Origin of the sequence: Vibrio sp. CUB2 (assembly GCF_001557945.1) — a bacterium.
In the GTDB taxonomy this organism is placed as follows: domain Bacteria; phylum Pseudomonadota; class Gammaproteobacteria; order Enterobacterales; family Vibrionaceae; genus Vibrio; species Vibrio owensii.
On the sequence record NZ_LNRB01000003.1, the window covers coordinates 322,722 to 335,396 of the forward strand.

At 46.6% G+C, this 12,675-nt stretch carries 9 protein-coding genes; 7 read left to right on the plus strand and 2 right to left on the minus strand.

All coding sequences use genetic code 11. The annotated features are described in order from the left end of the window. The first annotated feature begins 9 nt into the window (after window positions 1-9). The 3 genes from rsuA to ATB78_RS06250 all read left to right on the plus strand — a co-directional run bounded on the left by rsuA (window position 10) and on the right by ATB78_RS06250 (window position 3,043). Window positions 10-711: a 16S rRNA pseudouridine(516) synthase RsuA gene (gene rsuA / locus ATB78_RS06240; RefSeq protein ID WP_009705818.1), complete on the plus strand. Its 702-nt coding sequence runs from the start codon at window positions 10-12 to the stop codon at window positions 709-711. Window positions 712-1,178: 467 nt separating this feature from the next. Then, the gene (locus ATB78_RS06245) at window positions 1,179-2,381 is read left to right on the plus strand and encodes a Bcr/CflA family multidrug efflux MFS transporter (protein ID WP_005442264.1); all 1,203 of its coding nucleotides are present in this window, start codon (window positions 1,179-1,181) and stop codon (window positions 2,379-2,381) included. Continuing rightward, window positions 2,381-3,043: a DUF2913 family protein gene (locus tag ATB78_RS06250; RefSeq protein WP_005442263.1), complete on the plus strand. Its 663-nt coding sequence runs from the start codon at window positions 2,381-2,383 to the stop codon at window positions 3,041-3,043. Before ATB78_RS06245 ends, ATB78_RS06250 begins: the two co-directional genes overlap by 1 nt. A gap of 152 nt (window positions 3,044-3,195) precedes the next feature. Here ATB78_RS06250 and ATB78_RS06255 read toward each other — a convergent pair whose 3' ends face one another. After that, entirely contained in the window at window positions 3,196-5,100 is a 1,905-nt protein-coding gene (locus tag ATB78_RS06255) for an alpha/beta fold hydrolase (RefSeq protein WP_061008119.1), read from the minus strand. Window positions 5,101-5,317: 217 nt separating this feature from the next. After that, entirely contained in the window at window positions 5,318-6,757 is a 1,440-nt protein-coding gene (locus tag ATB78_RS06260; protein ID WP_061008120.1) for a DUF2867 domain-containing protein, read from the minus strand. Window positions 6,758-6,852: 95 nt separating this feature from the next. On the opposite strand from ATB78_RS06260, the gene ATB78_RS06265 reads away from it, so the two are divergent. The 4 genes from ATB78_RS06265 (at window position 6,853) to ATB78_RS06280 (ending at window position 12,588) form a co-directional block, all read left to right on the plus strand. Beyond that, complete coding sequence (locus ATB78_RS06265) at window positions 6,853-8,229, plus strand: MATE family efflux transporter (protein WP_061008121.1); 1,377 nt, start codon at window positions 6,853-6,855, stop codon at window positions 8,227-8,229. Window positions 8,230-8,358: 129 nt separating this feature from the next. Continuing rightward, the gene (locus ATB78_RS06270; RefSeq protein ID WP_061008122.1) at window positions 8,359-9,030 is read left to right on the plus strand and encodes an ABC transporter ATP-binding protein; all 672 of its coding nucleotides are present in this window, start codon (window positions 8,359-8,361) and stop codon (window positions 9,028-9,030) included. After that, the gene (locus ATB78_RS06275; protein ID WP_061008123.1) at window positions 9,011-11,464 is read left to right on the plus strand and encodes an ABC transporter permease; all 2,454 of its coding nucleotides are present in this window, start codon (window positions 9,011-9,013) and stop codon (window positions 11,462-11,464) included. The genes ATB78_RS06270 and ATB78_RS06275 overlap by 20 nt, the downstream gene beginning before the upstream one ends. Beyond that, window positions 11,464-12,588, plus strand: coding sequence for a lipocalin-like domain-containing protein (locus tag ATB78_RS06280; protein ID WP_061008124.1), 1,125 nt, complete (start codon window positions 11,464-11,466; stop codon window positions 12,586-12,588). The genes ATB78_RS06275 and ATB78_RS06280 overlap by 1 nt, the downstream gene beginning before the upstream one ends. The last annotated feature ends 87 nt before the right edge of the window (window positions 12,589-12,675 follow it).

A 12,675-nucleotide genomic window follows, 5' to 3' on the forward strand; every position in this document is an offset into this window, starting at 1 on the left:
GAGGTATTCATGCGTTTAGATAAATATTTGTGTGATGCACTGGGCGCGACTCGCAAGCAGGCAACGAAGATCATCAAAAGTGGTGAAGTAACGGTTGATGGTGAAGTACAAAAGAGTGGCGCTTTCAAAGTGCCAGAAGGTGGTGTAGTTGAGTGGGAAGGACGCGAAGTCGGTGCTCCGGGCCCTCGTTACATCATGCTGTACAAACCTGCGGACTTTGTGTGTTCACATGAAGATGGGCACAACCCAACTGCATTCGTGTTGCTTGATGAGCCAAAGGTAGAGAACCTTCACTTTGCTGGTCGTCTGGATGTGGACACAACCGGTCTTGTGTTGATCACAGACGACGGTCAGTGGTCGCACCGTATTACGTCACCAAAACACAAATGTGAAAAGACGTACCGTGTATGGCTAGTGGATGCGATTCAACCTGATTATGTTGAGAAGTTTGCTGAAGGTATTGAGCTACGTAACGAGCGTGAAGCGACACTGCCAGCACACCTAGAAATCGTCAACGAAGCAGAAAACGAAGTACTTCTGACGATTGTGGAAGGGAAATATCACCAAGTGAAACGTATGTTTGCTGCTCTCGGCAATAAAGTAGAGCACTTACATCGTGAGCGTATTGGTTCTATCGTGCTTGATGAAGCATTGGAGCCGGGTGATTACCGATTCTTAACCGAAGAGGAAGTCGAATCAGTTTGGAAGTAATCCATTCTATTCGGAAATAATTGCTGTTCTGGGAAATTGTTTAATTCCCGATAGGAACTAGTGTTTTGGTAGGAAATCGCTCAAAATGAGGGTTCCTACCAAATATGTCTTAGTGTCTGAACAAGACGCACATTCGCCGCTCGTAAACGCAGGCAAAACTGTATTTAATCTGAGAAAAGTCTTTTCTCTTGTTGGTCCTTACTGACGATAAGTACAGACGGTGTTAACGTCACCGCCTCTTCGTTTTAGCTCGGTTATTTTGTCGTTCTGCATACTGATCATGCAGGTTATAGCGTCGAGTTAGTCAAGACCGTCTTGGTATACTTTCGTCTTTTATGATCTTCTCATTAGTAAGGAAACTATGCTCTGTCTCCGTAACTATTACGAATTCAGGGTAAGAGAAGCGTCAATCATCTATCTCAATCAATGTGGAATGTTGATGGGAGGACACAACAAGAGGTAAAGCAATGACAGAAAAAGCCCAAAGTGCTCCCCAGTCACAAATCAGTTTTTTATTGTTCCTTGTACTCGGTGCTATTGGTGCATTAACACCACTTGCTATCGATATGTATCTGCCGGCGATGCCAACCATCGCAAAAGATCTTGGAGTAACTCCAGGCGCGGTACAAATTACGTTAACGGCTTATACGGCAGGTTTTGCAATAGGTCAGTTAATTCACGGTCCTTTAGCTGACAGCTACGGTCGCCGACCAGTACTCATTTTAGGTGTGCTCTTTTTTGGTTTGGCAGCGGTAGTCAGTGCGACCACTAACGGTATCGATGCGCTAACTTATGTGCGTACTGCACAGGGTTTTGCTGGCGCAGCCGCAGCTGTGATTATCCAAGCGGTTGTGCGTGATATGTTTGACCGTGAAGATTTCGCGCGTGCAATGTCATTCGTCACCTTGGTGATCACGATTGCGCCTTTAGTTGCGCCGATGATTGGTGGTCACCTTGCTATCTGGTTCGGTTGGCGCTCGATCTTCTGGGTGCTTGCTATTTTCGCCGTTGTGGTGATTTTGCTGGTTCTATGGATGATCCCAGAAACGCTGAAACCAGAAAACCGTCAGCCGCTAAGATTTAGAACGACGATTCGCAACTATGCGCGTCTGTGTTCTAACCCTGAGGCATTAGGTTTAATGCTTTCAGGTGCGTTTTCGTTCTCGGGTATGTTTGCATTCCTGACAGCGGGTTCGTTTGTTTATATTGATTTATATGGTGTTCGACCTGACCAATTCGGTTACCTATTTGGTTTGAACATCATTGCGATGATCATCATGACCAGCCTTAACGGTCGCTTGGTGAAGAAAGTTGGTTCACACGCCATGCTTCGCTTTGGTTTAACGATTCAGTTGATTGCGGGTATTGGTCTGTTTGTTGGCTGGATGCTTGATCTCGGTTTATGGGGAATCGTGCCATTCGTTGTGCTGTTTATCGGTACTTTGTCTACGATTGGTAGTAACTCAATGGCGTTGCTACTTAGTGGCTACCCAACAATGGCGGGTACGGCATCTTCGCTTGCGGGTACACTGCGCTTCGGCACGGGCTCATTGATTGGTGCACTCGTTGCTGCAATGCCGGGTGGCGTGTCGTGGCCTATGATCATCGTTATGTTTGCTTGTTCAGTGCTGTCTGCACTGTTTTATTGGACTTTAGGAAGAAAGGCGTAATGTCTAATTACACCAAAGAAATTCAAAACTTAGTTAACGCTGCTCTGGCGGATTTAGACCAAGAGCATCGCTCAGGTAAATTGGCGAACGCGCCAGTAGCGAACAACCATTACTTGGTTCGTTGGGTAACCAAAGCGCTGAAATCACAACGTTTTGGTCGCACAGTGGGTGATGACTTAACGCGTTGGCAAAAAGCAGGCCGCTCAAAAGGTAATGATGCGGGTTTGCTATTCATCTTCAAACGCATCTCTGGCTTTTACGCGCAGTTTTTCCCAGAAGGTGAAGAGCCTAAAGTGATCAAAGATTCTGACATTGAAGCGTTTCTTGATGCGATGGAACAAGCGGGTTGGGAAGTGTCTACGTCTGAACAACTGGTTGGCTGTGGCAAAGTGCAAATCTTCACAGAGGGTCAAAATTCTTTGGCGCTGTGTGCCGATCAGTGCGAAAGCTGTTTTGATGGTGAGCTACTCGTTAAACCAATGAGCTGGTTTGTTCGTGGTAACCACGCTGAGTTTGTCGAAAAAGCATCACAGGCGGGCTATATGGTTCATAAAGTGACGGATTACAAATCCATGGTGAAATACCACGGTGAATACCTGATCTTCCCTGCGAACGAAGGCAATCAACTGGCAGAGATCCCGCTGTCATTTAAAGCAGACTAGACCGTATTTAACATCTCAATAAGTAACTGAACTTCACCTTCAGGTGAGTTAAGAACGTTACTTATCGGAGATTACGGCTCTTTAAAGCGTACATACTGTGGTGTGTACGCTTTTTTGTTTTTGAGGGCATGACGTTCACTTCTATTAAGCGATTAAACAAACTTATGACTGTGATCGTAGAAGTTCATGATTCGCTTCAGGGCCCAATCTCGATATCGGTCGGATTCAATTAAAATGTCATGCCTTGCATGAGGAATGCTTAAAAGCCTTGAACTGGCACAATGCTCATTGAATAAGTCTTGGGCAGGCAAGGATACAACGTTATCACCCTCTGGTTGCACGATTAAAATCGGCGTTTTAATGTCTTTGGCTTGAGCTAAACAATTTTTACCCGCAGCAACGGCTTCGCTGATCCACTTGGGGCTAACACCACCGAGTCTCAGGTTGGGGTGGTTGCTCAACAAATCACTGTAGGCTTTAAAGCGATTAGGGCTACTTGTATGATCATTGCCTTCAAAGGTTTTGGTCACAAATGCCGTCTGGGTAGGGGCGAAATTCGGTGTTTTCTGAAGTTGACTGATGAGTTTAATGGTTGCCGTTTGAATGCCGCCAACCACTTTGGGTAATTTGATACCAAACATTGGGCTTGTTAGGGCGCACGCTTTAACGTTGTGATCATAACTCGCGAGGTATTGAGTTGCGACAGCTCCTCCCATCGAGTGGGCGAGCATCATAACTTCGTCTTTATGTTGGCTCTCTACAACCTCTTCAAGAAACTGAGCTAAGTCTTCAACATAATGCTCAAATTGGTCCACGTGTCCTAGTTCGCTGTGTTCTGCCAAGCGTTGCGACTCTCCTTGACCTCGATGATCAAAGGAATAGATATTGAAGTATTGGCTGAGTTCGTAAATGACTTCTTTGTACTTCCAAAACGATTCATTTCGCCCCTGAACAATGACTAACGTTCTTGTATGGTTTTGAGGGTTCACGTTGATCCAAGCGATATCATTATTCATCGCGCCTTTAAAATAACCGCTCTTTCTGTGTTGCCATACATCATCTATTTGTTGGTGATAATCATGGTTATGGTGACTCAACTCCGAGGTAATCGGGTGATAGCGTTTATAGGGCTTGTGAGGAATATTGAGTTTTCTTCCTATGCTGGTCACAAACAAGCGGCCTAGTTGAGCACCGTGCAAATAATCCGCATCGAGTTGCTTTTTTGTACTCTCCACAACCGAAGATTGTAAGTTCCGCGCTGGAGAAATCTCGTAAATGTTTACATCATCAGGAGGAGACGCGAGAAAGCGTCGAGTTTGTCGATATGTTTCTTCGTGTTTGAGCAAAATAGCCGACAGCTCACTCATTGTTTTGGATGGCGCGCGCTTTAGCACGGCTTCTATTAAAGGATGATGCTCGTCAAAGTCGATGGGCATTGTTCGGATCACCACGATGTGTTTGTAGCCTCGTCGATAGGCTTCTTCAACTGGGATTGGTGCAGAAACACCGCCGTCTAACCAACGTGCACCATTAAACACAACGGGCTTTTTGTGCAGAGCGGGAATCGCACAAGGTGCTCTAAGTACATCCTTCCAATTATCAACGGTGACATCAAAACACTCTGTTGTTAGGTTTCGTGCGTGTGTCGCGACGGCGACGACTTGCTTTGTTTTGAGTAAATCAGACCCTTTTTCCCAGTTTAACGGGATGCTTGTCTCGGCATTGTCTACTAAAAAATCTAAGTCAAATCCTTCCCCATTGAGCAAGTATTTCGTGAGTTTAAAGAACTCAGGGCGTCGAGTTGTTTCTGTGATGATTTTGTAGGCATGCCCTTGATGCCCGCAGACATACGAGGCTAGGTTGAGAGAGCCAGCAGAAGTACCAATTAGCAAATCAAAAGGATTGAAATCAGCATGCAGGAAGGCATCTAACACGCCTGCAGTAAAAATGCCTCGCTGACCGCCTCCCTCTGTCACCAACGCGATCTTATCGACGTGTTGCTGACGAAGCATAAAGTTATCGTGGTGTTTACTGCTAATGATGTATCGATTGCCCATTGTGATTCCAAAATCTGCTTAACGTTATAGTCACTAAGTTCAGAACAAAGCCGGTCCAAATAAGGTATGAGCTAAGAATAATATGGGGATTGCACTGAAATAAATTCAATTAAATTTACAGGGTGTTAATCAATATAGAACCTTTTCAATAGCACTCTCAAACCGTCTTTATTTACTTTGTTTGAAAGTGCTATGAGCGGCCAAGTACAATGGGGCGTTATTCCTGCTCTAGATGCTCTGCTTCTTTGGCGATCGCTTTTACCATACCTTTGAAGATGAATAGGTGTGCTGGCATCATCGCAAACCAATAAAGCAAACCGGGGAAGCCCTGCGGGTGCCACCATGCGGTGATATCAAACTCGCGCTCTTCGCCATCGTCTTTTATTGTAATTTCTAAACGACCAAGTCCCGGACCTTTCATACCGAAAAACAGTGAGAGGAACTGGTTCTCTTCGCAGCGAATCACCTTCCATGAATCAATGAAATCACCCACCTTGAGCTCTGGCCCTGGTGGTGAAACTCGAATGGGTTTCCCTCCACCAAAGAAGATATCAAGCCACTCTCGGGTGCGCCAAAGGATGTTGGCAAAGTAATAGCCTTTTTCGGGGCTCCCGATCTTTTGTGCGACCTTCCAAAGTGATTCTGCCGAGGCTTTTGTCTTAATGCTTGCTCCTGCCTGTTTTGGATAATACCCGTAGCCCGGTTGCCAACGTTTGAGTGCTGCTGGTTCAAAACCCCATACGTTGCTGCGCACAAAAGTTCCTTCCGTTGCGATGGTGTCCGCTACGGATTGTTCATAACTGATTAGCGATTGTGGAAATCGTTCGTGAATGTCTTTGGTATCAGCAATGTAATCGTGCTCCAAACCAGCAAGCAACGCTTTACCAATACTTGCAGGAACTGACGTCACAATGGCTAACCAATACGATGCCATTTTGGGTGTAAGCAGTGGGGTTGACCAAAGTCGGTAAGGTTTTTTCGTGATCTTACAAATGACTTCAAATTGCTCGCGATAACTTAATGTGTCCGGCCCACCGACTTCGTAGATTTCACTTTCTGCTGGTTTGGTTTCTGCCAGTTTAAGCAAGTAGTGATTGAGGTTGGGTAGGGCGATTGGGTTAGCTTTGGAGTTGACCCACTTAGGCGCAATCAGAACTGGCAGGTTGTAGACGAAGTCACGCATGATCTCGAATGCTGCAGACCCTGGCCCAATAATCACGCCTGCGCGAAGCTCGGTAACAGGAACGCCAGCTTGGCGAATGATCTTCCCTGTCGCTTTACGTGCTGCTAAGTGTTGAGAGTTGCCGGTTTGAGGCTGAATCGCACTCAAGTAAATCACGTGTTCTACGCGACTTTTCTCAAGCGCGTTTTTGAAGTTCTCTGCGAGGTTTAATTCGTACTCAACAAAGTCGTGACCTTGCGCCATACCGTGCACAAGGAAGAACACCAAATCAAAATCATTCACGACTTCGAGTGTCGCTTCTGCATCTGCGAGGTCTAAATAAGTGAGAGTGAGATTAGGGTGTGGTTGAGTTCGAGATTCTAAATAGTCTATATGACGCGCGGCTGCCGTGACAATGTAACCTTTATCAAGCAGCTGTGGAAGAAGCTGTGAGCCAATGTATCCGGAAGCCCCAAGTACCAACACCTTTTTCATTCTGAGTCCTTTTTATTGCTGGTGGATTAGTCACCACTGGGTATAATCATGAGACACTTTTCTCGTTCTATCAATAAGTTGTCGTCGGAGCGTGCATGACTTTTTTCTCACAATTGGTTACTCATGCCGATAAGTCGTTTTTACGTCGACTATTTGCCATCGCATTACCCATAACTTTACAGAGCATGATGTTCTCCAGCCGAAGCTTGGTGGACGTGCTGATGCTCGGTCAATTGGGCGAGGCGGAAATTGCTGCGGTCGGCGTTGCGGCAAGAGCGACATTCGTTACGACCATCATGCTCCTTGGCGTAACAACCGGTGGTGCGTTGTTAACAGCGCAGTACTGGGGTGCGGGAAACAAAGTTGGTGTAAGGCAAAGTACGTCGTTGACGTGGATGATTTCCATGGTATTCGCAGCCCTTACGGTGGTGTTATTCGTTCTGTTCCCAGAACCCATCATGCGCTTGACGACAGATTCGGAAGAGGTGATTCGGCTTGGTGCTGATTATCTTGTTATTTCATCGGTTAGCATGTTTGCTGTTGCCTGTGTCGCAAGTATGGCGGTGGGTCTGCGCGCTATGCATCAACCGGGGCTAAGTACGTTTTTTAGCGGTATCGGCATTCTGTCCAACATCTTCCTTAACTGGGTGCTTATTTTTGGGCAATTTGGCTTTCCTGCGATGGGTATTAAAGGGGCTGCGTTTGCCACCGTCATTAGTGGTGCTATTGAAGTAACCTGTTTATTCAGTTACCTGTGGTTTAAAAAGCACATTATTGCTTTTGGTTTGGACGACATTCGTGCCAGCTTAGTGTTGGATAAAATCACCCGCTTCCTAAAACTTTCCCTTCCGACAACATTTAATTTCCTTGCATGGGCGGGCGGCTTGTTTGCTTATCACGCGATTATGGGACAAGCAGGCGTGCAAGGCTTAGCGGCATTGTCAGTAATGACGCCGGTAGAGTCGATTGCTCTTGCTATGATGATCGGTTCATCTAATGCTGCAGCGGTATTGGTGGGCAATCAATTAGGCGCAAAGAACTTTGGTCCGGTTTACTATCAAGCGTGGGCAACCGTGATTCTCAATGTATTGATAGCCGTCGTTGTCGCGATTTTACTTCTGCTCTCAAACCAACTTATTCTCGATGCCTTTAGTGCTCTGACGCCAGAAACGCGCCCCCTGGCTGAACAGTTTATGGTGATTCTTGCTGTCGGGGTGGTCCTGCGTTCTGTTCCTATGATGGCTATTGTCGGTGTGCTTCGCGCAGGTGGGGATGTGAAGTTCTGTTTGTACCAAGATCTGATCGCGCAATGGGTAATAAGTATTCCATTAGCCGCCTTTGGTGCTATCTACCTAGGCTTTGAGCCTCAATGGGTTTATTTACTGTTTTTGACCGAAGAAGTCGTGAAGTGGGGGACATGCCTACACCGCATGGCGAGCAAGAAATGGATGAAAAATTTGATCGATGCTTAGGAAGGGTCGCGAGACAAGTTGCATTTGTACTCTGATAGTGTGATCAACTATTCAAAATACTTCCTACCAACAGGATTTTAGTGTAGATTCTGATTCCAATTTTTAAACACCATTTGAGCGGCAAAATCAATGTTAAAACTGTCAGACCTATGTAAAGGCTATGTAGACGGGGGAGAGTTTCATCCTGTACTACAAGGGGCAGAATTAACATTACAACAAGGTGAACAAGTCGCATTAATGGGGGAAAGTGGATCGGGGAAAAGTACGCTCCTTAACCTTATCGCAGGTCTTGATACTGCCGATTCGGGCGAGATCCAATACCCGAGCTTTGCAATGCATAGCGCACCTGAACATCTTAGAACACTCTACCGCCGCAACAACATTGGTAATATCTTCCAGCAGTTCAATCTGCTTCCTACCTTGAATATCGCTGACAACATCCGTTTCTGCCGTCAATTAAAAGGCTTACCAGAAGACAAAGGCTTGTGGCGTCAAATTCTTTCTGCTCTCGATCTTATGCCGCTTTTAGGTCGTTATCCTGAAGAAGTGTTTGGTGGTCAGCAACAACGTGCTGCGATTGCTCGTGCTTTGTATATGGAGCCGAAAATCCTGCTTGCCGATGAGCCGACAGGTAGCTTGGATGAGCGTAATGCTGAAGCGGTAATGCGTCTACTAACCAGCCTAGCACGTCAATTAGAGTGTACGCTGCTGTTGGTTACGCACAGTGAGAAAGTTGCAGAGCACATGGAAGGTAGAATTCGTCTTCAAGGAGGACAGCTGCATGTTATGGCCCGTAGTTAAGGCACTACTCGGTCATTACCGTCGCTATCCACTTCAAATTATTCTTGTTTGGCTTGGTTTAACCTTAGGTGTATCACTTCTTGTTGGTGTGACATCTATTAACCAACACGCTAAACAGAGCTACGAAACCGGTGAGAAACTCTTTTCAAACCCTTTGCCTTACCGTATTCGTACCAAGCATTCAGCCAATAAAATCCCTCAGGGTTTTTACATTCAACTTCGACGTGCTGGTTTTAATCAGTGCGCGCCATTCGATGTTCTTCATCTCGATACCAAAGCCGACTTGAGCCTTATGTTGGTTGGGGTAGATCCTGTTGCGTTACTGCCTTTGCAGCAAGGAAAGTCGCTAAAAGACCTTCCTATGCTGACTTTGATGACGCCGCCTTACCCAATTTTAGTGAGCCAAGACTTAGCGTCTCACATGTCATGGAATGATGGCGATTTTATCGCTCTCAATGATGGCAGCAGATTAGGGCCGTTGAAAGTCGACAGCGACAACTTACTTTCAGGCACGCGCTTAGTGACGGACATTTCGCTTCTTCGAATGTTAAAGCGCAGCTCTGGCTTGTCCGCGATTGCTTGTGGCGAAATGCCAGAAGAGAAGGTAGTAGCGCTGAAAAATATGCTGCCAAATGGCATGACGCTGGTACGTAATAGCCGCTCAGAATTGGAATCTTTGACGAAAGCATTCCACATGAACCTGACAGCAATGGGCATGCTATCGTTTCTGGTTGGCTTGTTCATCTTCTATCAAGCGATGTCTTTGTCTTTCATTCAACGCCAACGTTTGGTAGGGATTCTTCGTCAAACCGGTGTGAATGGTATGCAGTTGGCACAAGCTTTGATGCTGGAGCTGACCATACTTGTTCTTGTCGCTTGGGCATGTGGTAACTTCTTCGGTTTGATTCTCGCTAACGAGCTTATTCCTGCCGTTTCATCAAGCTTGAGTGATTTATACGATGCCAACGTAGGACTGACGATTGGTTGGTCTTGGGAATCCAGCCTATACAGTTTGGCAATGTCGGCATTGGGTGCCTTGATTTCCTGTCTGTGGCCGTTGATCCGCTTATTAAAATCACAACCTATTCGCTTATCTTCTCGCTTGTCCTTAATGCGTTTTGCTGGGCGTGAGTTCTCTTGGCAAGCATTTGCGGCCTGCGGGTTCTGTGTGGCTGCTGTTGCGGTTTATCAGGCACCAAAAACGCAAGAGTCGGGTTTTGCAATTATTGCACTAATGCTGATCAGCGTGGCGTTGTTTATGCCGTTCCTGATGTGGCACATGTTCCAAAGCTTCTCTTATTCATTACGATGGGTTCGCGTGCGTTGGTTCTTTGCTGACGCGGCGGCAAGTATGAGTTACCGAGGTGTAGCGACCATGGCCTTTATGCTTGCACTTGCGGCGAACATTGGTGTTGAAACCATGGTGGGTAGCTTCCGCGATACGACGGACAAATGGCTGAGCCAACGCTTAGCGGCCGATCTCTATATTTACCCAACCAACAACTCTGCTGCACGCATGAGTTCTTGGTTAAAAGAGCAGCCAGAGGTTGATTCGGTTTGGTGGCGTTGGGAAAAAGACGTACCGACTGAACGTGGTGCCTTGCAGGTTGTGAGTACCGGCTCTTCCGAGGGTGAGTTGGACTCTCTAACAGTGAAACTTGGTGTGCCTAACTATTGGTATCATTTACATCATTCTAAGAGTTTGATGGTGAGCGAATCCATGGCTTTGAAGCTCGACATTCGCCCTGGTGATTACATAGACCTGCAACCTCCATTAGGGGGAGGTTGGCAAGTCGTCGGTGTCTACTACGACTATGGCAATCCATACAACCAAGTCATGATGTCGCATCGCAATTGGCTGTATGCGTTCGCAGGCTCTGGCAACGTTGGACTTGGCGTCTTGCTCGAAGACAACGTGGATGGCGAAGGCTTAAAGCGTCGTCTAGAGAACGTATTCCGTCTGTCGCAAGATCGAGTGTTTGACAATAACAATATCTATAACCAAGCCATGCGCGTGTTTGACCATACCTTTGCAATCGCAGGTACGCTGGGCAACATTACGTTGATTATCGCTGTGTTTGGTTTGTTCTTTGCAACGCTCGCGGGTGAGCTTTCTCGTCAACGACACTTCTCTTTGTTGCGGTGTATGGGCGTTTCAGGTAAAGAACTCGTCTTATTAGGTGGTTTACAGTTGTTCGCCTTCGGTATGATTTCTGCGATTATCGCGGTTCCACTGGGCTTAGCGTTGGCGCACTTGATTGTCGATATCATCATTAAGCAGTCCTTCGGTTGGTCGTTAGAGCTTCAAACCATTCCTTGGGAATACGTTCAGACGATTGCTTGGGCGATGTTGGCCATCATGATCGCAGGGGCACTGCCTGTGATAAGAATGATCAAGAGTACACCGATGAAATCGTTAAGGGATGCGTTGTAATGAAAAAGATGACCCCAAAAAAGACGTTTTCTATTTCCGCGCTGGTGTTTGTTGTGTTTATCGCATTAGCGAGTGTGACTTTGTATGTTACGCATTGGGCAGAAGCGACGGCAACAGAACAAAGTGAAATCAGCGATGTTCTAAAACGCGAGAGCAAAACCATCTTTGAGCCGGTGCTGCCAGATCAACATGTTTCACTGCCGCAGGATTTTCGTTTCCACCCTGACTATCAACATGAATGGTGGAACTATTTTGCCAAAGTTCAAGACAAGAACGGCAAAGTATATAACGTTCAATGGAGTTACTTCCGAGTTGCTACGGACGAACGCGATACTCGCGGTTGGCAGAACCCACAACTGTTTATCTCCCATATTGTTGTCAGCTCTGGCTCTCATGTGTGGAAAGAGCAGAGAGTCGCACGAGGCGGTATTGGACAGGCTGGGATGACGAATCGCCCGTTCCGCTTGTGGATTGATAACTGGAACTGGCGAGCGCTAGGCTCTACTCCATTCCCGGGTAACCTAGACGTATCGACCGACACGTTTGCGCTTGATTTGAACACCACAACCAATGGTCCATTTGTCGTAAATGGTGATCAGGGCTTCCAAGTTAAACACGCACTTCAATCTATTGCTTCTTTCAGCTTCAGTGCGCCGTTCCTTAATGTAAAAGGTACACTGACCTTAAATGGTCGTGAAATCCCAGTCTCTGGCTCTGGATGGACGCAGAAAGAGTGGGGAAGCGGCCTGATTGGTGAAGGGCAGCAAGGTTGGGATTGGTTTGTATTTAATCTTGATGATGGCCGCGCATTGACAGTAAGCCGCTATCGACACAATGGTCAGGTGCCACATCTATTTGGCACACTATCAACGCGTTCTGGCAAGGTGATTAACCTTACCGAAAAAGATTTAACCATGACGCCACTACAGGTGACCAACTTGTCCAATGGACGACGTTTACCGCTGCAGTGGATCATTAACGTCCCCGAGCAGAAGATTAATTTGACGACGAGGATCATAAAATCGGACATGTGGCTGCCCTTTGTGATTCCATATTGGGAAGGCCCGATCCTCGCATCGGGGTCCAATGAAGCCTGGGGATTTATGCAACTCACCGGTTACTAGGATACGAAAAAAGCCATCCAGAAGGGTGGCTTTTTTGTTAATGAAACACGCAGTTTTCGACGCAAAACCGCACGTTAATCACGAAAA

Bases quoted from the DNA above. Each gene is read 5' to 3' on its own strand.
- ATB78_RS06250 (WP_005442263.1), top strand. From the start codon at position 2,381: ATGTCTAATTACACCAAAGAAATTCAAAACTTAGTTAACGCTGCTCTG.
- rsuA (WP_009705818.1), top strand. From the start codon at position 10: ATGCGTTTAGATAAATATTTGTGTGATGCACTGGGCGCGACTCGCAAG.
- ATB78_RS06280 (WP_061008124.1), top strand. From the start codon at position 11,464: ATGAAAAAGATGACCCCAAAAAAGACGTTTTCTATTTCCGCGCTGGTG.
- ATB78_RS06270 (WP_061008122.1), top strand. From the start codon at position 8,359: ATGTTAAAACTGTCAGACCTATGTAAAGGCTATGTAGACGGGGGAGAG.
- ATB78_RS06245 (WP_005442264.1), top strand. From the start codon at position 1,179: ATGACAGAAAAAGCCCAAAGTGCTCCCCAGTCACAAATCAGTTTTTTA.
- ATB78_RS06255 (WP_061008119.1), bottom strand. From the start codon at position 5,100: ATGGGCAATCGATACATCATTAGCAGTAAACACCACGATAACTTTATG.
- ATB78_RS06275 (WP_061008123.1), top strand. From the start codon at position 9,011: ATGTTATGGCCCGTAGTTAAGGCACTACTCGGTCATTACCGTCGCTAT.
- ATB78_RS06265 (WP_061008121.1), top strand. From the start codon at position 6,853: ATGACTTTTTTCTCACAATTGGTTACTCATGCCGATAAGTCGTTTTTA.
- ATB78_RS06260 (WP_061008120.1), bottom strand. From the start codon at position 6,757: ATGAAAAAGGTGTTGGTACTTGGGGCTTCCGGATACATTGGCTCACAG.